The 23,286-nt window shown below is 70.6% G+C and carries 21 protein-coding genes; 9 read left to right on the top strand and 12 right to left on the bottom strand.

Annotation, left to right across the window (positions count from 1 at the left end):
- Nucleotides 1-77 precede the first annotated feature (77 nt).
- The 4 genes from G4D86_RS07330 to G4D86_RS52630 form a co-directional block, all read right to left on the bottom strand.
- The gene (locus G4D86_RS07330; protein WP_163990991.1) at nucleotides 78-1,106 is read right to left on the bottom strand and encodes a restriction endonuclease; all 1,029 of its coding nucleotides are present in this window, start codon (nucleotides 1,104-1,106) and stop codon (nucleotides 78-80) included.
- The gene (locus G4D86_RS07335) at nucleotides 1,103-1,621 is read right to left on the bottom strand and encodes a hypothetical protein (RefSeq protein WP_163990889.1); all 519 of its coding nucleotides are present in this window, start codon (nucleotides 1,619-1,621) and stop codon (nucleotides 1,103-1,105) included. The genes G4D86_RS07330 and G4D86_RS07335 overlap by 4 nt, the downstream gene beginning before the upstream one ends.
- A gap of 139 nt (nucleotides 1,622-1,760) precedes the next feature.
- Nucleotides 1,761-2,051: a hypothetical protein gene (locus G4D86_RS07340; protein WP_240360098.1), complete on the bottom strand. Its 291-nt coding sequence runs from the start codon at nucleotides 2,049-2,051 to the stop codon at nucleotides 1,761-1,763.
- Nucleotides 2,052-2,289: 238 nt separating this feature from the next.
- Nucleotides 2,290-2,604 carry a hypothetical protein gene (locus G4D86_RS52630; protein ID WP_240360099.1) on the bottom strand — a complete coding sequence of 105 codons (315 nt, stop codon included), beginning with the start codon at nucleotides 2,602-2,604 and terminating at the stop codon, nucleotides 2,290-2,292.
- A gap of 621 nt (nucleotides 2,605-3,225) precedes the next feature.
- Between G4D86_RS52630 and G4D86_RS07350 the strand changes: the two genes are divergently transcribed.
- The 3 genes from G4D86_RS07350 to G4D86_RS07360 all read left to right on the top strand — a co-directional run bounded on the left by G4D86_RS07350 (nucleotide 3,226) and on the right by G4D86_RS07360 (nucleotide 7,666).
- Nucleotides 3,226-4,428, top strand: a complete 1,203-nt coding sequence (locus G4D86_RS07350) for an FAD-dependent monooxygenase (protein ID WP_163990995.1) — start codon at nucleotides 3,226-3,228, stop codon at nucleotides 4,426-4,428.
- Nucleotides 4,429-4,594: 166 nt separating this feature from the next.
- The gene (locus G4D86_RS07355) at nucleotides 4,595-7,255 is read left to right on the top strand and encodes an ADOP family duplicated permease (RefSeq protein WP_163990997.1); all 2,661 of its coding nucleotides are present in this window, start codon (nucleotides 4,595-4,597) and stop codon (nucleotides 7,253-7,255) included.
- A 42-nt stretch (nucleotides 7,256-7,297) separates the two neighbouring features.
- Nucleotides 7,298-7,666 (top strand): PadR family transcriptional regulator, encoded by a 369-nt coding sequence (locus G4D86_RS07360; RefSeq protein WP_205519490.1) that lies wholly within the window; start codon nucleotides 7,298-7,300, stop codon nucleotides 7,664-7,666.
- 90 nt (nucleotides 7,667-7,756) lie between these two features.
- On the opposite strand, the gene G4D86_RS07365 is transcribed toward G4D86_RS07360, so the two are convergent.
- The 5 genes from G4D86_RS07365 to G4D86_RS07385 form a co-directional block, all read right to left on the bottom strand.
- A complete protein-coding gene (locus G4D86_RS07365; RefSeq protein WP_163990998.1) occupies nucleotides 7,757-9,325 on the bottom strand; it encodes a serine hydrolase domain-containing protein in 1,569 nt (522 codons plus the stop codon).
- Between the two features lie 139 nt (nucleotides 9,326-9,464).
- Nucleotides 9,465-10,958 carry a zinc metalloprotease gene (locus G4D86_RS07370; RefSeq protein ID WP_163991000.1) on the bottom strand — a complete coding sequence of 498 codons (1,494 nt, stop codon included), beginning with the start codon at nucleotides 10,956-10,958 and terminating at the stop codon, nucleotides 9,465-9,467.
- A 108-nt stretch (nucleotides 10,959-11,066) separates the two neighbouring features.
- Nucleotides 11,067-12,395 (bottom strand): DsbA family protein, encoded by a 1,329-nt coding sequence (locus G4D86_RS07375; protein ID WP_163991002.1) that lies wholly within the window; start codon nucleotides 12,393-12,395, stop codon nucleotides 11,067-11,069.
- Between the two features lie 103 nt (nucleotides 12,396-12,498).
- Nucleotides 12,499-13,275, bottom strand: a complete 777-nt coding sequence (locus G4D86_RS07380) for a hypothetical protein (protein ID WP_163991004.1) — start codon at nucleotides 13,273-13,275, stop codon at nucleotides 12,499-12,501.
- Nucleotides 13,272-13,754 (bottom strand): RNA polymerase sigma factor, encoded by a 483-nt coding sequence (locus G4D86_RS07385; protein WP_240360100.1) that lies wholly within the window; start codon nucleotides 13,752-13,754, stop codon nucleotides 13,272-13,274. The genes G4D86_RS07380 and G4D86_RS07385 overlap by 4 nt, the downstream gene beginning before the upstream one ends.
- Before the next feature lie 270 nt (nucleotides 13,755-14,024).
- Between G4D86_RS07385 and G4D86_RS07390 the strand changes: the two genes are divergently transcribed.
- The 3 genes from G4D86_RS07390 to G4D86_RS07400 are packed head-to-tail and all read left to right on the top strand — an operon-like array spanning nucleotide 14,025 to nucleotide 17,252.
- Nucleotides 14,025-15,287: a caspase family protein gene (locus G4D86_RS07390; RefSeq protein ID WP_163991008.1), complete on the top strand. Its 1,263-nt coding sequence runs from the start codon at nucleotides 14,025-14,027 to the stop codon at nucleotides 15,285-15,287.
- A complete protein-coding gene (locus tag G4D86_RS07395; protein WP_163991011.1) occupies nucleotides 15,284-16,063 on the top strand; it encodes a hypothetical protein in 780 nt (259 codons plus the stop codon). The genes G4D86_RS07390 and G4D86_RS07395 overlap by 4 nt, the downstream gene beginning before the upstream one ends.
- Nucleotides 16,064-16,118: 55 nt before the next feature.
- On the top strand, nucleotides 16,119-17,252 hold the full coding sequence (locus tag G4D86_RS07400) for an Ig domain-containing protein (RefSeq protein WP_163991013.1): 1,134 nt from the start codon (nucleotides 16,119-16,121) through the stop codon (nucleotides 17,250-17,252).
- A 13-nt stretch (nucleotides 17,253-17,265) separates the two neighbouring features.
- On the opposite strand, the gene G4D86_RS07405 is transcribed toward G4D86_RS07400, so the two are convergent.
- The gene (locus tag G4D86_RS07405) at nucleotides 17,266-18,624 is read right to left on the bottom strand and encodes a hypothetical protein (RefSeq protein ID WP_163991015.1); all 1,359 of its coding nucleotides are present in this window, start codon (nucleotides 18,622-18,624) and stop codon (nucleotides 17,266-17,268) included.
- Nucleotides 18,625-18,819: 195 nt separating this feature from the next.
- Here G4D86_RS07405 and G4D86_RS07410 point away from each other — a divergent pair, with 195 nt between their 5' ends.
- The gene (locus G4D86_RS07410; RefSeq protein WP_163991017.1) at nucleotides 18,820-19,623 is read left to right on the top strand and encodes a hypothetical protein; all 804 of its coding nucleotides are present in this window, start codon (nucleotides 18,820-18,822) and stop codon (nucleotides 19,621-19,623) included.
- A gap of 70 nt (nucleotides 19,624-19,693) precedes the next feature.
- A complete protein-coding gene (locus G4D86_RS07415; protein ID WP_163991019.1) occupies nucleotides 19,694-19,921 on the top strand; it encodes a hypothetical protein in 228 nt (75 codons plus the stop codon).
- Nucleotides 19,922-19,935: 14 nt separating this feature from the next.
- On the opposite strand, the gene G4D86_RS07420 is transcribed toward G4D86_RS07415, so the two are convergent.
- A complete protein-coding gene (locus tag G4D86_RS07420) occupies nucleotides 19,936-20,538 on the bottom strand; it encodes a CDP-alcohol phosphatidyltransferase family protein (protein ID WP_163992146.1) in 603 nt (200 codons plus the stop codon).
- Nucleotides 20,539-21,152: 614 nt separating this feature from the next.
- Here G4D86_RS07420 and G4D86_RS07425 point away from each other — a divergent pair.
- Entirely contained in the window at nucleotides 21,153-22,025 is an 873-nt protein-coding gene (locus G4D86_RS07425; RefSeq protein ID WP_163992148.1) for a DUF4846 domain-containing protein, read from the top strand.
- A gap of 114 nt (nucleotides 22,026-22,139) precedes the next feature.
- On the opposite strand, the gene G4D86_RS07430 is transcribed toward G4D86_RS07425, so the two are convergent.
- Entirely contained in the window at nucleotides 22,140-23,195 is a 1,056-nt protein-coding gene (locus G4D86_RS07430; RefSeq protein WP_163991021.1) for a fatty acid desaturase family protein, read from the bottom strand.
- Nucleotides 23,196-23,286: the final 91 nt, after the last annotated feature.

Below are 23,286 nucleotides of genomic sequence, written 5' to 3' on the forward strand. Positions count from 1 at the left end.
AGGAAGAAACGTGTCGGGTGCGAGAGAGCATCAGAATTCATTGAACGCTCCATGCACGAAGATGCCGACCGGACGTGCTACCGGGCGGGCCAGTAGAAGCGCTGGAGCGGCACCATCGCGCGCGTCGGCGCATCGAGCTGCTCGTAGCGCTCGAGGAGCAGCTCGCGAAGGCGCGGCAGGGTGATGAGCGTGAGCGCGATGTTGGAGCGCTCGGCCTCGTAGTGGGCGTCCTTGGTGAAGCCGCCGGTGCTCACGTACAGGCACTTGTCGTTGGCCTTGCGGCCACCGAGGAAGGCGCGCAGCTCCTTGGTGCCCATGGGCGTGCCGGGCCGGTGCTTCACCTCGACGAAGATGCGCGGCTCCTGGAGGCCCAGGCCGTCCGGCGACGCGAAGATGTCCACGCCACGGTCCGGACCCGGCTCGGACACCCGGGTCTGGTAGCCCATGGAGCGCAGGATGCCGGCGACCAGGTGTTGCATCTGCTCCCAGTCCAGGCGGCTGATGGCGTCCTCGACGAAGGCGCCGGCCTTGTCGAACATCTCCGCGCTCAGCTCCGCGTCCGAGCGGGGCTTGCCCTCGGCGGGATGCGCCACGGGCGGGGCGACGGGAGGGGTTTCCTCCGGGGCCGTATCGAGAGCGACGGCCAGCTCGGCCAGCTCGGTGGCCACGTCCGGGCCCAGCTTGAAGAGGCTCTGGATGGCGCCGAGCGAGTTGCGCGCCGATGCGCTCAGCCCGTCCCGGGAGACGCGGCCGGTCCACTTCACGCGGCGCATGTGGGGCTTGGACTCGATGAGCTGGGGCGCCCACTCGTACTCCGAGGCCAGGGTGCCCACGAAGTAGAGGCGGCGCTCGCTGTCGTAGGTGATGACGCCGTCGCCGGACTTCATCTCGCTGACGAAGCGGGCGGACTGGCTGGCCCAGGTGGCGCGCGTGCCCTCTCCTTCCTCGGGGTACTTCTCCGCGTAGAGGCGCAGCATGTCCGCCTTGGACTGCGAGGGCGACAGCGGGCCGAGCCTCGCGTCTCCCATGGCGACGATGCCGTGCCGCAGGAACTCCTCGATGTTCTCGCTGCCGCGTCCGGCGCGGACCATCCATGTGGTCTTCATGTCGGGTTCCCTGTGGTGCTCTTGCGGCCGGTGGCCTTGGTGGTGCGTCGCTGCTTCGGAGTAGAGGCGGCGGCCTCGCGCTCGGCGCGGATGCGCTCCAGGAGCACGGAGGCGGGCTCGTCGTTCGGGTCCTGCGGGACAAGATCGCCGCAGAAGGCTTTGGCGAGCAGGGCACCATCAAGCTGAGCTGCATGCTTATTCGCGGCGCTCCATGCGTTCCTGAGTCGTTGTTCAACCTCCATCAATGAGGCTAGGCGCTTCCCAATTTCTTCCTGCTCGGCCAATGGAGCCAGCGGCACTGGAAGTCGCCTGACGTCACGCAGATTGAGGCCGGGCATATCGATGCCCATGCTGGAGGCGGCATGCTCGGCCAGCACCTCCCCCAACTGCCGCAACTTCATCAAGCAGGTGACGGAGTCGTCCGCGAAGAAGCGTTCTGCTTGAGCGCCCAACGCCACCAATAGCGGGTCATGCGCCGCCAGGAATTGAAAGTTCGGAGATGTCGGGGAGGCCATCGGTCACCAGGGTTACTGGTTGCCGCTCCGGTATGGCTGGCCCGTGCTTTTCGCGCAAGTCGGGGCTCTACCTCCACAGGGTGGGGGCGCACTCGAAGTGAAAGGAATGGGAAGCCCTTGCAGCGGGTATGGGCGGTAGCTACGGCTGGAAGGGGTAGCGAGCCAGCACCTGTCCCTCGGGCGACACGGCATACAGTTCGAACCAGTCGAGCGTGAGGTTGAAGCCGGGAGCGAAGCCGCCGCACTTCTCCACGCGCTGGTTGATTCGGACGAAATAGAGACCGCCTTCCTGTCCGACGACCACTTCCATGGCCTTCGCCGAGTGAGAACAGGTACCCGCGGATTCTTTCGGAAAGCTCGACAACAGTTGTTGCAGCGCGGCATGGGCGGCGAGGACCGCGGGGCCATCCAGCGTGGCCAGGGGACGCACGTCATCTGGCCACTCAATGCCTGCTGCGATGATGGGGCCGCGAGTCAAGGGAGTTCCCCCATCGGTGCTGGCGGCGCTGGGTGGGAGGACAGCGGTCCCACCATCGAGCCTTGAGGTGTTCGATGGAGTGCCAGGGGAGCCTCCGTCAATTGCCAGAGGCCCTCCATCGAGCAGCAGCGAGGTGAGCAGTAGAAAGTAGTGTGCTGGCATCTTGCGACCCTGGGGGAAACGCGGCGTTCTATTCCAGCTCGGGAAGGCACTGCGGCGGAGCGGCCCGGGGGCTGAGCCTGCTGGATGATTGGGGTTGGCAGGTTGCCTGGAACTCCCATACCTGCTTGTCCTCGTTCCAGCGAAAGACCTCACCCGCTGGGCTCCACTTGTAGAAGCGAGGCGCGTCGAGGCGTCCCGTGGCGAGCCACGCCGATGCAAGAATCGGCTGTCCCCGAGCATCGCGCGCCAGCTTGCCACTGGGGCTCGCTGCGTAGGACACCATCGTCCAGATTCCCTCGCGTGTCTTCATCGCGGGAAACGTGACGAGGTCCGGGCTGCTCATGCGCGCACCACAAGGATGATTGTGTGCGAAGCCCAGGATGGGCAGGTCTCGACCGAAATCTTCATCCTCCACTCCACCGAAAGGGGGAGTGCATGAGTCGCGCTCCTTGGTCAGGTTGCGGATGGGCCAGGACACGCGCCAGTCCTGAGGGGTCCTGTAGAGAGCGACGCAATACTCGGAAGCGTCGGGGCGCGCGCGTCCCGTGCTCGCATCACAGGCGTCTGCCGCACCTGGCAGGGCCATCAGTGCTTTGAGAACCGGGAGCACCAGGTCGTCCGGAACACTACTGGCCGTGTCCGAGATGACGACAGGGACGTCCTCGTGTTTCCAGGGACCGGGCGAGATTGCAAGGTCGGGCGTGTCCTCCAGGACAGGCAGCTCGGCTCGGACGTAGTAGCGCCTGGGGCCTGCGCACGCGACGGCAAGCATGATTACGGGTGCGAGGACATGCCACGGAGGAAACCTCATTTCTTCCGGAATCTACTGTGCGTCAGGGGGGCGGCGAAGGGCGGGAGAATAATCCTGAAGCGAACGCGCTCCCCGCGTCAGCGCACTCGACTCCTGGTGAGGTGGCGTTCCTTCGGCGAGGCTTGAGCCGCGTGTCGGGGTAGAAGGGCCGGCATGAAGGCTCCTCGTGTCGTCATCGTCGGTGGTGGACCCGCCGGAATGGTCCTCGCCTATCAGCTCGTCTCGAACGGCGTCCCGGTGCGTGTCCTGGAGCGCCACCCGGACTTCGAGCGCGAGTTCCGCGGCGAGCTCCTGCAGGCCTCCGTCGTGGAGGCTCTCGAGCGCGCGGGACTCTTCTCCGTCCTGCGCGAGCGCGGCCTGGCGCTGCCGGACATCGAGCGGCGCATGTACGTGGGCATGCGTCGTCAGGTCCGCGTGCCCGGTCCCCGGGAGCGCGGCGCGGTGGTGTCGCAGCCCGGGATGCTCGCCCTGCTGCACGAGCTGTGTGGCCGCTACCCCCACTACCAGTTGGACTTCGGCACCACCGTGCTCGACGCCATCCAGGAGGACGGGCGCGTTGTCGCGATGAAGACCCGGCACGACGGCGTGGAGGGCCGTGTCGACGGAGACCTCTTCATCGTCTGCAACGGACGCAACAGCCACCTGCGCAAGTCGTGCGGGCTGGAGACCGAGGAGTTCGAGACGACCGCCGACGCGCTCTGGCTGCGCTTCGACCTCTCCGCCGCACCCGAGACGCTGCCCGAGTCGCTCCAGGTCCACATGTTCGGCAAGGGGCTCGTCGTCGTCTTCCAGCCCTCCACGAACCACCGCCTGCATCTGGCGTACAGCGAGCCGGGCGACCTCAACCGTCTGCGCAAGGACCTCCCGGAGCTGCGCAAGCGCCTGTTGCCCACGGTGCCGGAGGCGCTGCGCCCGCACGTGGAGCGCCAGCTCGATGAGAAGACCGACTGGCAGGTGCTCAAGATTCTCGTCGACCGCGTGCGCCGCTGGCATGCGCCCGGCGTGCTCTTCCTCGGAGACGCCGCGCACACCATGTCGCCGTCGGGAGGGCAGGGGTTGAACCTCGCCATCCGCGACACCTTCGTGGCCGCCAACCGCCTGCTGGATGCCATCCAGGCGGAAAGCCCGCTGGACGAAGCGGTCTTCCAGGCGATTCAGCAGGAGCGCCAACCCGAAATCGACCGGGTCCAGGCAGGCCAGACGCGCGCGGGACAGATGGTGCTCAAGCCCCTGGGCGTGCTGCACGTGATGTTCACCCTGCTGGGCGCGGTGATGAAGCTCGCGGGCAAGAAGATGCAGGGCGCGGGAGGAGTGCCTGCCGTCGAGCCGCGCTACTTCACGCCGCTCGCACGCTGAGGCGCAGCCGGATGCGCCGGGAGAGCACTTCGGGGCCCTGAAGATTCGGGCGTCGGCGCGGACCCACCTGGCCCTCCTCCTCGCGCGGAAATCCCCATGCAATCGTCCGTCGCTGGCCCCGTATTCTACATTGTAGTAACACCCCAGCCAGCAAGACGAGGTTTGCGTGCCGCCGTTGGAGCCGAGGAGTGGAGGCCCCCAGAAGGTCCCCCGACTGCCTCTGTCCCTGCTGCGGGCATGGCTTCCGTACGCCGAGCGGGACGAGGTGATTGTCGAGCTCCGCGCCGAGTTCGCTTCCCGCGAGGCCCGTGAGGGCCGCCGGGCCGCGAGCGCGTGGTTGTGGCGTCAGGTGCTCGGCTCCGTGCCGCCGCTGGTGCGGCGGACGTTCTTCCGCGGTTGGACCGGCTTCGAGCCGACCTCCAGCCGCCTGCGCCCCGGAGGCCCCCCCATGGAGAGCTTCATCATGGACCTGCGCTACGCCGCCCGCCGGCTGCGCGCGCGTCCCAGCTACGCGCTGCTGGCCATCCTCACCCTCGCCATCGGCGTTGGCGGGACAGCGGCGGCCTTCGGGCTCGTCCGCGGACTGCTCCTGACGCCGCTGCCGTACCCCAATGAAGAGCGGCTCGGCCTCTTCTGGTCCCCGGGTGACTGGTCCGAGCGCGAGTTCCTCCACCTGTCCTCCGACTGGTCCGGCTTCAGCGCCGTCGCCGCCTTCCGCACCAAGGAGCTCCCGCTGCGCCGAGGCCCCCAGGCCTCGCCCGAGCTGGTGACCTCGATCTCCACCACGGCCGGCCTCTTCGACGTACTCGGCGTCCGCCCCGCGCTGGGCCGCGCCTTCGAGCCCGGCGAGGACCGTCCGGGCGCCGCGCCGGCGGTCATCATCAGCGACGGGCTCTACTCGGACCTCGGCGGGCAGCCGTCGCTCATCGGCAACACGGTGGAGCTCGACGGGGCGACGCACACCGTGGTGGGCGTCATGCCCAGGGGCTTCTGGTTCCCGGACCCGACGGTGCGCGCCTGGGTGGTGGAGCCGCTCAATCCGGAGGACGGCTCCGGCAACTACGCGCTGGTGGGCCGCCGCGCTCCCGGCACGGACGGGCCCGCCGTGGACCTGGCGCTGAAGCGACTCGGAGCGCGGCTCAAGGAGCGCTTCCAGTACCCGGCGGCTTGGGACAAGTCCCGCGCGCCCGCGCTGACGCCGCTGCGTGAGCACCTGCTCGGGCCGCTGCAGGCGCCGCTGCTCGCGACGCTCGCGGCCATGGCGGTGCTGCTGCTCATCGCCTGCGCCAACGTCGCCGCGCTGATGCTCGGGCAGGTGGACAGCCGCGCCACCGAGCTCGCCGTCCGCATGGCGCTCGGCGCGGACAGCCGCCGGATGACGCAGCAGTTGCTCGCGGAGGCACTCCTGCTGGGGCTCGCCGCCGCCGGAGTCGGCGCCGTCATCGCGGCCCAGGGCTTCCGGCTGCTCACCGACGCGCTGCCGCTCGGGCCGCTCGCGCCGCATGGCTCGCTGGACTGGGGCGTGTTCTCCGCCGCGCTCGTGCTGGCGCTCGTCGCGGCCTTCGCGGTGGCGCTGCTGCCGGCGCGCTCGCTGCGTAGGTCCGACCCGCAGCGCGCTCTCTCGAAGTCGCGCACGGGTGGAGTGGGTGCACGCGGTGGGCGGACGGAAGGCGCGCTGGTGGTGGGGCAGGTGGCGCTCGCGGTGCTGTTGACGGCGGGGGCCGCGCTGCTCGTGCGCTCGGTGACGAACCTGCGCGCCATCGACTCGGGGGTGGACACCGGCCGCGTCGCGGTGCTGGACGTGGTGATGGAGGGCAACGTCGCTCGCGAGGCCCGGCCGCGGGTGATGGCGGACCTGGAGGCCACGCTCGCCACGCTCCCGGGCGTCCGCGCGGTGGGCGCCACGCAGAAGCTGCCGCTGCGCGGCGCGGGTGAGGACTGGGGGCTCGAAATCGAGGGCAAGCCGGACCTGCCCTCCACCACCACCTACGTGCGGCTGGTGTCCCCCGGGTACTTCGAGGCCATTGGCATCCAGTTGATTGACGGGCGCCTGCTGCTCGAGAGCGACCGGGTGGACACCGAGCGCGCCGTGGTCATCAACCGCGCGCTCGCGAAGAAGTACTTCCCGGGGGAGAACCCCATCGGCCAGCGCATCAACACGGGACTTGAAGGGCTGGAGCGCATCGTCGGCGTCGTGGAGGACGTGGCGGAGGCGGGCCTCACCGACGGCTCCGTGCCCGCGCGCTACATGCTCCACGCGCAGGTGGCGGACATGATGATGACAGGGCAGGTGCTGGTGCTGCGCGCGCAGCCCGGGCAGGACCCCGCGGCGCTGGTCGATGCCGCCCGGAAGCAGATTGCCGCCACCTCGCCCTCCGTGGCCGTGCAGCGCGGCTCCACGCTGGAGGCGGTGTTCGCCCAGGCCATCGGTCCCGCGCGGCAGGTGATGTCCGTGCTCACGTTCCTCACTGCGCTCGCGGTGGTGCTCGGCGCGGTGGGGGTGTATGGCGTCACCTCGCACTTCGTCCGGCGGCGGCAGCGGGACTTGGGCATCTGCATCGCGCTCGGGCTGCGTCCGTCGCGGGTGGTGGCGCAGGTGGTGGGACGGGGTGGGGCGCTGGTGCTGCTCGGGAGCGTGATTGGCATCATCGCGGCGCTGGCCCTGGCGCGGCTGCTCTCGTCGTTCCTGTATGGAGTGAGCGCGGTGGACCCGCTGTCGCTCGCGGGCGCCACGCTGGGGTTGCTGGCGGTGGGTGTTGGCGCGGCGCTGCTGCCCGCCTGGCGCGCCAGTCGACTGGACCCCGCCGTCGTGTTCCGTGAGGGATAGAGTCCCGCCCGTTTCAAGCTGTCGTTTCGAGAGGAGCAGTCCGTGTCGCCCGCTTCCAGCACGACGTCCGATGCACCCCTCGGCACCTTCGAAGAGCAGGTGCTGCTCGCCGTGGTCCGCACCGCGCGGGCCCCCGACGTGGGGGGCGCGTACGGAATGGCCGTCCGCCGGGAGCTGGAGGTGGTGGCCGGACGCGAGGTGGCGATTGGCGCGGTGTACGCCACGCTGGACCGGCTCGAAGCGAAGGGGCTGGTTGCGTCCGAGCGGGGGGACAGCTCCCGGCGGGTGTTCGCCGTCACGCCTCGGGGCGCTCGCGCGCTGGTGGACACGCGCGAGATGCGAGAGCGGCTGTGGAGCGGAGTGGACCTCGTGCCGCTGCTCGCGGGTGGGGTGACTCGGCGAGCCACCTGACCCGGGCGATGCGCTCGCCGAATTCATCGAGCGCATCGGGGACTGCGATTCCGCGTGGGGCGTGAGCGACGGGGACCAGGCCCGTGAGGCTCAGGGCTTCGCGCCGAGCTTCTCCAGCATCTTCACGGCGTTGGTGTTCTTCGAATCCAGCTCGAGCGACTTCTTGTAGCTGGCGATGGCCTCCTCCTTCTGGCCCGCCTTCATGAAGCACTCACCGAGGCTGTCATAGGCATTCGCGTCCTCGGGGTAGAGCTCGACGTTCGCCTGGAGCACCTTCAGCGCGTCGGCGCCCTGTCCCTCGCTGAGCAGCCGGTAGCCGAGGTTGTTCAGGTCCCCGGGAGTCAGCTTGCCGGACGTGTCATCTCGCTTCATGGACCGGTACCAGGCGAGCGCCGCATCCGTTCCCTTGAGCCGCGCGAGCAGGTCCATCTGGATGAAGAAGTTCTCCGGGCGGGGGACATACGACTTCCAGCCATACTCGGCGGCCACGCTGGAGACGATACGGTCGAACAGCAGGCCGCCGCTGTCCGAGTTGGTCATGATGGCGACCCCACTGCCCGAGTCGGCGAACGCAATCAGGAGGCACTGGAAGCCCTCGTTCGAGCCGCCGTGCAGGAAGCGGTCCTTGTCGCCCTCCAACTGGAACCCCAGCCCGAAGGACTCCGACTGCTTCGTGAGCATCTGCTTCGCCATCGCCTGTGACAGCACGCGAGTGGACTTCCCCGCCCGTGCCTTCGATACCTCAATGGCGACGCGCCCCAGGTCGGACGGCGTCGTCCACAGGCCCGCCGCCGCCATCTCCGGGTAGACGTGCCACTTTCCCTCGACGCTCTCTCCGCCGAAGCGCGTCCCGGCGGCGGCCATCGGCGCGAGGGCGGCGGGCAGGGGCTGCTCGTACGTGCTGTGCTTCAGGCCGAGCGGCGCCAGCACCGTCTCCCGCATGATTTGCGGAAACGGCTTCTTCAGCTGGTTCACCATCATCAACTGCACGAGCGTGGTGCCGCCGCCGCTGTAGCGCGTCTTCGTCCCCGGGACGATGTCCACCCGCACCGGAGCGGTGTTCGCGGGCTTCGCTCCGTCCAGGACCTGCTCTACCGTCGGGAGCGGGTCGGTGACCGCGTAGCCGGGGAAGCCGTGCACCGTCGTGCCCGCGCTGTGGCTGAGCAGGCGGCGCAGCGTCACCTTCTCCGTCTTCGTGTACTCGTTCTCCGGGAGCTTCCACGTACCCAGCGTGTCGTTGATGTTCGCGTCGAGCGACCACTTCCTGGCCTCGGCGTGGTGCAGCGCCGCGAGGGCCGTCACCGGCTTGCTGATGGACGCGGCCTGGAAGAGCGTGTCGGGCGTGACGGGGTCCGTGCCGCCGGCCTGCTTCACGCCATAGCCCTTCGCCCAGACGAGCGCGTTCTTCTCGAACACGGCGACACTGACGCCGGGAATCTTGTACAGCTCCATCCAGCGCTCGAGCGGCAGGCGCATGGGCTTCTCGCCGGGGAGCGTGACGGTGGGCAGGCCCGCCTCCACCCGGGCGATGCGGGCCGCCTCGGATGGACGGGCCATCCACTCGGTGGTGGGCTTTCGCGTGTCGGCCGCGGTGAGCAGGGCGACACCCGTGCAGCCAGCGAGGGTGACGAGGGCGAGGCGGTGAAGCGGTGGGCGCATGACGTTCTCCAGGATTGGCGGCTCCTACGCCGTACCCTCGCATCGATTGCATCCCACCGTGTGCGCCGGAAACACGACCGCCGGGCCCCTCTCGCGAGGAACCCGGCGGCGTGGGTGCCGCGCTCTTCAGTTCGAGGGCTTAGCGGCGGGTCTCGAACTCGGTGATGCAGCGCTCGGTCGTCTCGGGCCGGACGAGGAAGCTCTGTGGCGCGACCAGGCTGTTGGGAGCGCCCAGGTTGGCGTCACCGATGGTGCTGGCGCCGTGGTAGATGAGCGCCGTCCAGTCGTTCTGCGACGCGTTGATGAAGTCCGACGTGTCGCCGTCGTTGTTCAGGTCCTGGGCGATGAAGCCGGCCTGGATGACGCCATTGCCGTTGAAGTCGAGGTTGGCGCTCGCGTTGCCGGTGCGCAGGACGGTGCCGATGCGCACGCCGTAGTGGGACAGGTCCGCCTCGGTCGTCGGGGCGATGGGCGAGAAGGCGTTGAGCTCGCTGACGGAGGCCTCGCTCGCGGCGGCCAGGCGCACTCGCGAGTAGTCGAGGATGCCGTCGGTGCCGTCCTTCGTGAGGCCGCGCAGCTGGTACCCGTAGCTCATGAGGCTCAGGTAGTTGGCCTTGTAGTTCATGCCCTCGTTGCCGCCGTGCTGCAGGCCGATGTTGTGCCCCAGCTCGTGCATGATGGTGCCGGCCTGCTGCTGCTCGGTGCCGCCCGGGGTGGACCAGTTGCCCATGGTCACCATGAAGTCATGGCCGGGGATGCCGCGAGACAGGCCGCTGGAGCCGCTGGCGTCGTACTGGTTGGCGACGAGCGCGTAGTGGAAGAACGGCGCGCGGCGCGCGGGGAAGTACTTGGCCTTGATGACGTCGAAGTCCGCCCACGCCGGGTTCAGGTCCATGTTGGCGTCGGCCGCGTCAATCTGCTGGCTGAGCACGAGGTGCAGGTTGACGCCCGTGGAGCCGTCCGGGTTGCTCACCGGCGCGGCGGCGAAGGCGGCCGTCACGCGGTCCAGCGCGGCCTGGATGGGCTTGAGGCCGGGGTAGTAGTCCATCTCCACGAAGACGTCCTTCTTCTTCGGGCTGGCGCCGTAGTAGCGCAGGTCGACGCCGCCGGAGCCGTACAGCTCCGCGAAGTCGCTGATGCTGTCGCCGTCCGTGTCCGAGCTGAAGGCGTTGGTGCCGTAGCGGTTCTCCGCGGCGTCGCAGATGCCGTCCGTGTCGGAGTCCGGGGCGGTCAGCGCGCAGAGGTACACCGTCTGCACGTTGGAGACCTGGTACTCGACGCCCTCGTCCTCGACAGTCTCGTAGTTGGGCTTGTGGAAGACGTTGACGGTGCGGTAGCCCGCGCGGCTGTAGACGAGCTTGAGGGCCTCCTCGCCGCCAGCGACCATGAGGTGCTGCACCTGGTCTTCGCCGTGCTGGTTCCCGTAGGCGTCGAAGATGTAGACGCCCGACGTGTCGGACTTCTGGATGATGGGGTTGGCGCAGCCGGAGCCGTAGCAGACGCCGGACGCGACAGTGACTGTCACGTCCTGCATGGCGCTGCCCGTCGCGGCGTCGTTGATGTAACCGTAGACACAACCATTCAGTCCCACGGCGGCCACGGAGGCCACCAGGGTGTTGCGAAGCGCTGACATGAGTCCCCCTCGATTGGGTTCAGGTGCTTGGGGCGGTGCGTGCCCGCTGACACCTGAACGGGAGGGGGACTCAATCTTCCTCAGGGGATTTATTTTTTCGGAGGCGGCCTACCGCGCCGCGCCGGACTTCTTCAGTTCCTCGTCGATGATGCGGCGGAACTGGTCGATGGGCAGCGCGCCCACCAGCGGGCGGCCGTTGATGAAGAACGTGGGCGTCCCGTTCGCGCCCACGCGCGTGCCCTCGCTCATGTCCGCCGTCAGTTGGCTGTCGAACTTCCCCGAGTCCAGCGCCGCCTTGAAGCGCGCCTCATTCAGGCCGAGCTGCTTCGCGTAGGCCTCCAGCGAGGCCCTGTCGAGCTGCCGCTGGTTCGCGAAGAGGATGTCGTGGAACTCCCAGAACCTGCCCTGCTCGTGCGCGGCCAGGGACGCGGCCGCCGCCAGCTTCGCGTGCGGGTGCATGTCCAGCGGCTGGTGCTTGAAGGCCACGCGCAGCTTGCCGGCGTACTCCTGCTCCAGCGCCTTCATCGTCGGCACGGCGCGGGCGCAGAACGGGCACTCGAAGTCGGAGAAGGCCACCAGCGTCACCGGCGCGTTCGCCGGGCCGCGCGCGGGCGCATTGCCCACCTCCACCTTCTGCACCGGCAGCTCCTGCTGCGCGGCCGCCGGCTGCGAGGGCGGCCGGTCCACGCCCTTCTCGATGACGCGCGCATACACCTCCGCCGGGCGCACGCCGCCCTTCACCAGCGCCTCCGCCTTGCCCAGCTCCTCGTCCACCACGCCCGTGAAGACCTCCAGCGGCTGCGCCCCGCTGATGAAGCGACCATTCACGAAGAAGCCCGGCGTCCCGGTGGCGCCCACCTGCATCGCCAGCGACTCGTCCTTGCGGATGCGCTCGGCCAGCCGCGCGTCGCTCATGTCCTTCTTCCAGCGCTCCACGTCCAGGCCCAGTCCTTGTGCGTAGCGCTCCAAATCCCCCTCGTTCAGTGCGCGCGCGTTGCTGAAGAGCGTGTCGTGCATCTCCCAGAACTTCCCCTGCTCGCCGGCCGCGAGCGCCGCCAGCGCCGCGGGCTTTGCGTGCGGGTGGTTGGGCAGCGGGTGGTGCTTCATCACCACGCGCAGCTTCTTCCCGTACTTCTCCTGGAGCTGCTTCACCGTCCCGTGCGCGCGCGAGCAGAAGGGGCACTCGTAGTCGGAGAACTCCACCAGCGTGACGAGCGCGTCCTCGGGCCCGGCCGCAATCGAGCCGTCCAGCGGCACCTTGTAGACGGTGGGCGAAATCGGAGGCCGCTGCCGGGCCCCCGGCGCCTTCGCCGCCGTCGGAGCCCCGCGCGCCTCGACGGCGCTAGCGGATGCATCCGAGGGACGGCCGACCCGACCTCCCACGAAACCCAACACGAGCCCCACGGCGAGGCTCACCCACACGGACGGCTTGGACACGGCGCGACTCCTCGGGAAGAGAACCCGGGCCTCCAGGGGCCCGGTGTCCGCGTTGTGACGCGAGCCCGTCCGGAGTTTCAGCGCCGCATTTCGAATTCGTCCGTCAGCGCGGCGTCAGCGTCACCCGCGTCTCGCCCAGCGGCTGCCCCTTGGCATCCGTGAAGCGCGCGCGCACCTCCAGCGCACCGCTGAGCCACCCCTCCTGCACCGGCGTACTGAAGGGCAGGATGACGTCCACTCCCGGGGCCACGTCCGCCGCCGGGCCTTCGCTGGGGAAGAAGCGCAGCGGCTCGCCCGAGGGGGACGCCGCTTCGATGGTCAGCCGCGCCGCCTGGGGCGCCGTGTAGCTGAACTGCACCGAGCCCCCTTCCGCGCACGCCAGCGTCCCGCCGGGCCGCGCCTCGCCGCGCACCTGCCCGTCCGCGCCGATGCAGAAGGCCCGCACGCCCCATGCCGCGCCCGGTTGTCCCGAGCGCGCCTGCCACCCGGAGTCCTTCGCGTCATCCGCCTGCTGCGGCCTCACCATCAGGAGCGCGAGCGCCGCGGTCGCCGCGAGGCCCAGTGACACGCCCATCCAGGGACGAAAAAAGGGGAAGCGCTCCGCGGGCGGCGTGGCCCGCACGGGCGCCCGTGCTGGAGCGGAGGACGTGCTCTCACCGAGCCGCGCGAACAGCGCCTGCTCCAGCAGGGCCTGACGGGCTTGCGGAAGCGCGCGCTGCTCCAGCGAGGACTCCACGCGCGCGAGCCTGTCGTACGCCTCGCGGCAGCTCGGGCAGGTGGCCGCGTGGGTGCGCAGCCAGGTGAAGCCTTCCGCGTCCAGCTCGCCACGGAAGAGTGCCTCCAGGGCCCGCTTCGCCTTCGTGTCCGCGCACTCACTCATGAATCGCCTCGCCGTCTGAAGAAGCTCCAGCCCCGGGTCTCCAGTCCTTCCAGGTAGCCGCGCGCCTGGAGGAAGCCGAGCAGCCGCGTCTTGATGCCGTGCTCTCGCCGCCGCACCTGGATGCGGGTCAGCCCCATCTGGCTCGCCGCCATCTCCTGCGCCAGCCCTTCTCCAAAGCGCAGCTCGAACAGCCGCCGCTCCTCCGCGGAGAGTCCTTCCTTGAAGCCCGCCACCAACGACTCCACCTCCCGGTCCTCCAGCAGCTGCGCCAGCCCGCCGCCGTCTTCCGGCACTTCGCCCTGCGACTCGAAGGGCTCCAGGCCCACCGCCACCTCGCGGTTGCGCGACTGCTCCAGCAGCACGTTGCGGGCGATGCCCATGAGGAAGTGGGCGTAGGGCCGCGTGCCGTCGTAGGCCGCGCGCGTCCGGGGCTCGAAGGCCCGGGCGAAGGTCTCCAGGATGAGGTTCTCCATCTCCATGGCACCCCTCAGGTGGGAGAACACGCCTCCTCGCCAGGCAGCCGCCCTCAGCATGCGAGCGAGCCCCTCCGCGTTCGCGCGGTACACGGCTGCAAGGGCCTCCGGGACACCCTCCCGGAAGCGCCGCAATGTCTGGTCATCCCACTCCATCCCTCACCGGCTTACCGCGCTGTGCGGCTGCCGTCATCTTGTGTTGACGCGAGGGGGCCCGAGTGGATTGCGCCAGTGGACTCGTGGCAGCCTCATGCGTCGCGCCACCCATCCAACCGAATGAGACTTCTCCTCCGCGCACCCCTTACGGCCCTGTGGGTCGCGCTGCTCTTCTCGGCCTCCGCCCGCGCTGCGTCCCAGGACGTGGCCTATGCCCTCATCGTCGCGCACAACGGCGGGCTGGACAGGAACCAGGCCCCCCTGCGCTACGCGGATGACGACGGCGCGCGGTACTACGAGCTGCTGGCCCCCCGCGTGCGCGAGGCGGTGCTGCTGAGCGTGCTGGACGACGAGACGCAGGTGCTCCACCCGGGGCTGGCGGCCCGGACGCGTCCGCCCACCCGCGCGGCCTTGAAGGAGTCCCTCACCCGGCTCAACGCGCGCATGGCGGAGGACCGGGCCCGGGGCGAGCGTCCGGTTCTGTACTTCGTCTTCACCGGCCACGGGAAGCGAGGCGCCGCGGGCGAGGGGACGGTGAGCCTGCTGGACGGCCCCTTCACGCGCACGGACCTCTTCCAGGGCGTGCTCGCGCCCAGCCAGGCGTCGTTCATCCACCTCATCGTGGACGCGTGTGACTCGTACTACTTCGTGCACTCGCGCGGCGCGCTGCCGGTGGGGCCCGCGCACACGGCGGTGGTGAAGGGCCTGCTGGCGACGCGTGAGTTGGACCGCTACCCGCAGGTGGGTGTGGTGCTGTCCACGTCGACGGAGCAGGAGAGCCACGAGTGGAGCGCCATCCGCTCGGGCGTGTTCAGCCACCTGGTGCGCTCGGCGCTCGCCGGCGCGGCGGACGTCAACGCGGACGGGCGCGTGGAGTACTCGGAGCTGCATGCCTTCGTCGCGGCCGCGAGCCAGGGCGCGGAGGACGTGCGCGGCAAGCTGGCGGCGTTCGTCCGGCCTCCGGCGCTGGACCGCTCGGTGGCGCTGTCGGACTTGAGTACGCAGGCGGCGCTGAGCTACCTGCTGGTGCCCCCGGGCCTGGAGGGGCGGCTGTGGGTGGAGGACGCCCGGGGCCTGCGCGTGGCGGAGTTCAACAAGGAGCGTGAGCGCTCGGTGGTGCTGGCGCTGCCTCCGGGCCGCGGCTACTTCCTGCGCACGCACGGACGTGAAGCGGCGTTCACCTTCGCGAAGGCGGGCGCGGTGGTGGATGCGGGCGGGCTGGCGTGGCACGAGACGGCGCTCGCCGCGCGCGGGGCGGTGCAGGACGCGCTGCGCGACAGGCTCTTCTCGGTGCCCTTCGGCTCGCGCTTCTACCGGGGCTACGTGGCGAACCTCGAGCTGCCGCCGGTGGCGCCCGACGAAGGGCCGGACCTGTCGCCATGAGTGCCCTGTCCGTGGCGCTGCTGCTCTCGCTGTCGCTCGCGCAGTCGGCGGCGGAGTGCGAGGGGCAGAAGGTGGTGCTCATTCCTTTCGACCGGGTGGCGCTGGCGCGCGAGGAGACGCGCGGGCTGGAGGAGGCCGTGCGCCGCGCGGTGGGCTCCACGCCCGGGGTGTGCCTGGAGCCGCGCGCCGACACGGTGGCCCGGCTGCGCACGCTGGGCCCGGGTGCGACGGCGTGCGAGGGCGCGGCGTGCCTGGGCGCGCGCAGCGTGGCACCGGGCGCGGCGTGGCTCTTGCGCGGCGTGGCGCTGGGCGTGGGTGGCTCGCGCAGCGTGGTGCTGACGCTGGAGGACTCGAAGGACTGGGAGGCGCGGGAGTTGTTCCAGGTGCCCGCGGCGAAGGCGGAGTCCGGCGAGGCCGAGGCGCGGGCGCGTCAGGCGTTCCAGATGCTGTGGGCGGGGCGTCCCTCGCTGGACGGCGTGGCCTCGCAGTCGGCGAGCGTGGAGCGTCCGACGCGCGTGTGGCCCAAGGTGCTGCTGGCGGCGGGAGGCGCGGCGCTCGCGGCGGGCGTGGGCTTCGGCGTGGCCGCGCGCCGTGCGGAGTCGCGCCTGTCGGCGGGGAACGCGGGCTGCGCGGGTGAGGGCGAGGCCTTCCGCGCGTGCCTCGATGACCGGCTGCACTCGGGCCGCAAGCAGGCGACGACGGCCAACGTGCTGCTGGGGACGGGCGCGCTGCTGGGCGCGGGCGGGGCGTTCTTCCTGGTCTGGGAGCTGCCATGAGCCTCCCGTTGCCCGGAGTTACCTGCCGGGACGTCCTCCAACGCAGGGTGCTGAGATGAAGCGCCTGCTGCCCGGAGTGCTGGCGCTGCTGTGCGTGGTCGCGTGCACCTTCGCGCCGGACCTGTCGCGCTACGCCGCGTGTGACACGCAAGGCGGGTGCCCCACGGGCTTCACGTGCCTCGCGTCGGAGTCGCGCTGCCTGCCGGACTGTGGCGAGCTGGACTCGTGCGAGGCCCCGGACCCGCCGCCCGTCCCGGATGCCGGTGACGCGGGTGAGGACGCGGGTGACGACGCGGGGCCCGGGGAGGACGCGGGCGTGGACGCAGGCCCGGACGCGGGCGTGGACGCGGGCACGCAGGAGGAGACGGACGCCGGGACGCCGCTCGCGCTCGACCCGGATGCGCTCGGGACGGCGCAGGAGGGCCGGGCGTACAGCGGCCGGCTGCGCGCGATGGGCGGCACTCCGCCGTACACCTTCACGGCGACGGTGGCGCTGCCGGCGGGGCTCACGCTCGACGGTGAAGGCCAGCTCACCGGCGCACCCGCGGCTTCGGGCGACTTCTTCCTGTCCATCAACGTGACGGACCGGAGCACCCCTCAGCAGCAGTCGAGCGGCAGCATCCCCCTGCGCGTCTATTCCAAGCTGCACCTCGCCGGGCCGGGAAAGCTCGTGGACGCAGTGCAGAACAAGCCCTACTCGGAGAGCCTGTCCGCCATTGGAGGCAAGACGCCCCACCGCTTCACGCTGGCCAGCGGCAGCACCCTGCCCACGGGGCTGCAGCTCTCCGAGGACGGCAAGGTGACGGGCACCAGCGGGCCGGCGGGGAGCGCCAGCTTCACGGTGGAGGTGACGGACAGTGACTCGCCGCCCCAGGTCTCCACGCGGCTGGTGTCGATGCGGGCGGTGAGCGCGGGGGGCTTCAACCTGATTGTGTTGACGCAGGGCGTGCCAGACGGGCGCGTGGGCAGCACGTACAGCTACGCCCTGCGCTCCTACGGCGGGACTCCGCCCTTCTCGTGGTCGTGGACGGGCGCCGTGCCTCCCGGCATCTCCGTCGTCAACGGCGCGGAAGGGGGAGTCCTCTCCGGCACGCCTTCTCAGGCGGGCACGTACACGGTGACGCTCACCGTCTCGGACTCCCTGATTCAAACCGTGAACAGCGACACGCTGACGCTGAAGGTGGAGTGAGCGCCCCCGGGCCTCAGGTCAGGTCCAGCAGCGGACTGCCGGCGGGGACGAGCGGCGGTGGCAGCGACCACAGCGCGGCGGGGTTGCGGTAGCCGAGCGCGAAGGCGGTGAGGATGGCGGGCCACCGGTCCGCGAAGCTCGCCCAGTTGTACTCGGTGGGCCTGGCGGTGAGCGGGTTGAAGTCGCGGTCTCGCTGCGTGGCGGCGTAGTCGGAGAAGTTCCACATCACCGTGCCCAGCTGCAGGCACAGCAGCGGGGTGAGCGCCTGCATCAGCTCCGGGCGGGACACCTCGTCCGGCGGTCGCGAGGGCGGGGTGAAGGCCGGCTGCACCGCGTCGTGCTGCTCGCGCCACGCGAAGCAGTTGTTGGCGATGGCGATGAGCGCCTCGCGCGCGGCGCCACCCGGGGCCTGGCGGGCCGTCTCGAGGAACGCGAAGCCCGCCACCACCAGGCTGTTGCCCGACACGTCCGGCAGCAGGCGCGCGAAGTCCGACGGGGCGGGCTGCTCGCGGGTGCGGGTGATGAGGGCGTCATACGCGCGCTTCGCCTGCTGGGGCGTGGCGCCGCGCAGGGTGAAGTCGCGCAGCACGCGGTCCGGGGTGACGGCGCCCGCGCCCTGACGCCACGCGAGGTACGTCTGCGCCGAGCCGCCGATGTCGGTGAAGATGGCGACGTTGCCCTCGTTGAGCATGCGCTCCAGCGTGCGGGCCATGGCCTCGGCCTTGTCGAGCGGCAGCAGGCCGGGGGCCTGGAAGAACAGGCGGGCGATGCGGTGCGCGGTGGACCAGAGCGTGCGCGGGTCGGACAGCGGCTCCAGGTTCATGGCGCCGGCGAGCGCGCCGAGCGCCGCGGCCGCGTCCTTCGGCAGGCCATGCCACCCGAGCGCGGTGGAGATTCTCTCCGCGCCCTCGCGCATGGGGCCGGTGAGGCCCACGCGGTCATACGCTTGCGCGGCGCCAGGCAGCGTCTCTCCCTGGGCAATGTCGATGATGCGCCGGGCGATGGCCGCGCCGAGCATGCCCTTGCCGGCCTCCTGCGAGGCGTGGGGCGTGAAGGCGAACCAGCACGGGCGCACGCGGCTGATGCCGCCCGGCCGGAAGTCCGGATCCAGCAGCGCCTGGAGTGTCTGCGCGATGCCGATGTAGCCCTGGGTGATGAAGCGGTTCTGCCGCAGGGGTGTCCCGGGCGGTACGCCGATGGGCGCCACCAGGTCCGGCACGGGCGCGCGGAGCACGTTGAGGTCGCGCAGCACGTTCAGCTCGGCGGCGGGCAGCGCCCCGGGCGCGTGGATGCGCAGCGCGGTGCGCGGAGGCTCGGTGGCCGCGAGTGACGGCTCGGCGGTGGGTGGGGGCGGTGGGCGCTTGGTTGCCATGGGCTGGCTCCAGGGCGGGAGAGGAGGTCCCGCACTATCGCCGGAATGCACCGGGGAACGCTCGCGGGGGGACTCGCAAGGGAGCGGGAGGGGGCTCGGCGGGTGGCTCGCACTCCAGGCGTTTCCCGGCCGAACGGGTGGTTGTCCATGACCCGGTAGTCCCCAACTTTGAAGTGGAAAGGGAGGCCGGGACCCATGCTGCGCAAGGTCAGCTGGACGGTGTTGGGGATAGCAGGGCTGTCGCTGCTGATGTGCGGCGGGTGCACGGCGGAGGCACAGTCCGGAGGCGCGGAGGCACAGCAGGTAAAGCAGCCCGACGCGGCCGCACCGCAGCGGCAGGCGAGCGGACAGGCCTCGCCCGCCGGTGAGGATGCGGACCTCCAGAGAAGTGTGGCCGAGCTTCGCGCGGAGGTGTCACAGCTCCGGCAGGAGGTGACTCGCCTGCGCGCGCAGGTGGCGGAGCCGGGCACGGGTGGCTCGGGAGCGGGCACCGGGGACACGCGGGCCGACACGGCGCGAAGTGGCGAGGGGCCGGGCACGGGTGGCTCGGGGAGCGTGGGCGACACGGACGCGCAGGCGGGGAGCGCGGGCTCGGCGCAGGGCACGGGTGTCACGGGCGAGCAGGCCGGAACCGCGAGCGCCGGGCAGGGCACCGGCGGCGCGGGCACGCCGCAAGGCACGGGCGTCAAGTCCCCGGTGGTGAGTGACGTCCCGCCCGCGGGCTCGAACGTCCCCACGGCGCGAGGCACGGCGGTGGTGAACGCCGTCTACACGGGCAAGTTGATCTCGGTATCGCCGAGACAGGTGGTCATCGACACGGGCTCCGACGTGTCACTGACGTTGGGGGTGGGCCCGGGGACGCAGGTGCTCCGCGACGGGCGAAACATCGGAGCGCTCCAGCTCAAGAAGGGCGAGCAGGTGCGGGCGGTGGTGGACATGGTGGGCCAGCATCAGACGCTGGAGATTGCCGTGCTGCCGAAGGCGGCTCCGGAGGAATGAGGAGGGGAGGCGAGCCACGCTCCGTCAGTCACATGCCTCGGGCTCGTCCCTGGGGCGGAGGTTTTCCATCATGACGGCCTATGACCGATACCGCGCGCTCCTGCGCAAGCTCCTGCACGTGCGTGAGGGACATCCGGAGGGTGACTCCCCCGAGGAGGATGCCCTGCTGGATGCCATGGATGAGGTCTGGTCGGAGATGACCGACGGCGAGCGCTCCGCCATCGCCTCCGAGCGGGCTCGTGCGCTGGGGCTCCCGGAGTCCCACGGCACCGACTCCGCGCCCGCGCCCCAGGGCTGAGGCCCGGACGCGCGCTACTTGCGCGCCGTGGGCATGGAGGACGGAGGCCTCTCCACCGGGCCGTGGTGCACGTGGGCCCGAGAGGACTCCCGGCCGCGCACCCGCGCATGCAGCACCGCGCGCGAGTAGTCCACCACCGAGGCGAGCGACAGCACGCCAATGAGCGCGACGAGCGGCGACACCGCCGGTGGGAAGAGCAGCACGCACAGCAGTGCCAGCAGCTGCAGCGTGGTGACGACCTTGCCGAGCAGCCGTGCCTTCAACTCCACCGACCGCAAGCCCGGCACCACGCGAGCGACGATGAAGCCGATGGCGGTGCCGATGTCGCGCACCACCAGCAGCAGCACCTCGGGCAGGGCGATGAGGCCGTCGAGGTAGCAGACGAGGATGGCCGTCACCATGAAGCCCCGGTCGGCCACCGGGTCGATGAGCGCGCCGATGCGCGTGGCGAGCCCCCGGTGGCGGGCAATCCACCCGTCGAGGAAGTCGGTGAACGCCGCCAGCATCACCAGCACCGCGCGCACCACCGTGTCGGGAATGGCGATGAACGCCACCGCCATCGGCAGCCGCGACAGCGACAGGGCGTTGAGCAGTACGAGGTTCGCCCGACGTTGCATATGCATTGAAACTGCGTCCTCAACCCCCGCGATGCACGGGGCCCGGCGGATGAGCGTTCAGCGGCGGACCCCACCTCAGGCAGGCAACACACCAGGGAACGAAGGAATGGAGCAGCCAGGGGGCCGGAGTCCACGGGGCGACGCCGCCGTGCGACGCGGGTGCAGGGCCGTGCGCGGGATTTCAGGAAACATGGACGGGAAAGGCCGCGAGGGAACTCCGGGCCGGTGAGAATGTTCCAAGCAAGGGAGCGTCATCTCCCGAGCACCCCATTCCATCCGGAGCCTTCCGCACCGTGAATGCGCCCCACCGTGTCCCCTCTCCCGCGGCCCTGTCCACTTCGCAGCGGGTGCCGGAAGTGAATCCCCGTTCATCTCGCACCCGGGGAACCGTTGCTCCGGACCCCGCGGCACGCTCCCTCCGTCCCGCGAAGCTCGGCGTGCCGGGGCTGCTGGTGATGGCGTTCCTGCTCCCCGGCGCGGCGAAGGCCACGGGCCCGTCGCCGGACTCCAGCGCGTCGCGCGTCGGCCGCTCCCAGTCCGCCGAGCGCGAAGCGGCCCGGGTCGGCCGCGCCCAGCCCGCCGGGTACGAGGTGGCTCCCGACGCCGTCCTCGGCATGCGGCGCCAGGTGCTCGCGCTCCTCGGGCAGGAGTCCCCGGAGGCCGCCGCTCCATCCGCCTCCGAGCCCGGGGAGCCCCGGGCTCCCACCCGCGAAGAGCTGGCGCGCTACGCGTGGCTCTCCGCGGATGCGCAGGTCCGCCCACTGGAGTCCGCCTTCGCGCCCCCGAAGGGCTACACGCGCGTCGCGGTGGAGGCGGGCTCGTTCGGCGCGTGGCTGCGCGGGCTGCCCCTGCGTCCCAACGGAGCCCCCGTGCGCCACTTCCGGGGCGGCGAGGTGCTGGCCGGCGACGACGCGCGGCTGGCGGCGGTGGCGGAGTTGGACGTGGGCACGGCGAACCTGCAGCAGTGCGCCGACTCCGTCATCCGCCTCCACGCAGAATGGCTCTGGTCCAGCAACCAGCGCGAGCGCATCGCCTACCGCTTCACCAGCGGAGACGCGGCCGCCTGGCCCCGCTACGCCGCGGGAGACCGGGCGAAGGTCTCCGGCTCGAAGGTGGCGTGGGTGCGCAGCGCGAAGGCGGATTCCTCCCGCGCCGCGTTCCGCGCGTACCTGGACCTGGTCTTCACCTACGCGGGCACGATGTCGCTGGAGCCCCTGAAGAAGCGCCCCTCGCGAGACGACGTGCGGGCCGGGGACTTCTTCGTGCTGGGCGGCAGCCCGGGGCACGCGGTGCTGGTGCTGGACGTGGCGGCCAATCCCGAGGGCCGCCGGGTGGCGCTGCTGGGGCAGGGCTTCATGCCCGCGCAGGACTTCCACGTCCTCTCACCGGGCGGAGACGACGCGCCCTGGTTCCCGCTGGACGGTGACACGGTGGCCACGCCCTTCTGGAAGCCCTTCCCGTGGTCCTCGCTGCGCCGCTTCCCGTGAGGTGAGCCGAGAAGCCGACCTTGCAGTCTCCGTGGAGCCCCCCAGCCCCATTGCGGCGACCTTGGTGTCGGCCTTCGGCTCACGCGTCCCGGTGGGCGGGCGCACGCGCGGCCCTTACGAGTGCAGCGGCTGGCCCAGCTCCTGCTGCGAGGCCGCGGCCACCGCCATCGTGGCGGAGGGCTCGCGCTCGCGGGTGATGTACTGGCGGATGCTGTTCGTCGGCCCGAGGTACGAGTCGAACATGTTCACCCCGGGCTCCAGCAGCCCGGCCTTCTCCAGCTCCTTGTGCATGACAGGGAGGTTGTAGAAGGGCACCGACGGGAAGGCGTGGTGCGTGAGGTGGTAGTTCACGTTGAGCGGCGCCACGAAGAAGTTCTCCAGCGCGGTGCCCTCCACGTCGCGCGTCTCGCGCGTCTCGTCGCCCTTCGGGTTCGGCTCGATGGGGTGCTCGCCCAGCGCGCGCATCCGGAAGAAGGCCATCATCACCGTCGTCGTGGGCAGCACCCACAGGAACAGCCAGTGCAGCCACGCGCCCGTCGTCACCAGCACGGTGACGAGCGTGGCCACGTACAGCCAGTAGCGCACGTGCTCGAAGGCGGAAATCTTCGGGTTCGCCTTGCCCACCAGCCGGCCCCAGTACGTCCAGGGCAGCACCACCTTCAGGTGGTTGGGGGCGTACAGGCCCAGCGCATCCGCCATGAAGACGGCCGCCGCGCGCAGCGGCGTGCGCGGGAAGTGCCAGGACGCGTCCACCATCTGCCCCGCCCAGTACGGGTCCTGCGGCGTATTCACATAGCGGTGGTGCAGCATGTGCTCGTGCCGGTAGCCCGCCGTCGTCATGTTCAGCGGGAAGGCGCAGAGGAAGTCGCTCACCACGTCGCCCACCGCCCGGTTGGACAGGAAGTGGTAGTGCGCCGCCTCGTGCATCAGCGCCAGCATCGCGTGCTGCCGCGAGGCGATGATCAGCGCGGCGATGGGCCAGGCCCACCAGCGGTCCACCATGACGACGGCGGTGAAGCACGCGGCGATGACCAGCCACTGGCTCGCCAGCGCCCACAGCGCCCGCGCGTTGCTCACCTGCGACATCTCACGCGTCACGGACGCCAGCGCCTTGCGGTCAACCCGGCGGGCGAACTGGACATCTGCCTCGTCCACTACCTCGGCGTACATAGTTGGGGGGCTCCTTCTGCTTCACTGGGAAGCAGGGTGTACCTAGACTCTTTCTCCTGAAAGAGGGTGGTCTGGCAAGAATATTCTTTCA

The sequence above is a fragment of the Pyxidicoccus caerfyrddinensis genome (assembly GCF_010894405.1).
GTDB classification, from domain to species: Bacteria; Myxococcota; Myxococcia; order Myxococcales; family Myxococcaceae; genus Myxococcus; species Myxococcus caerfyrddinensis.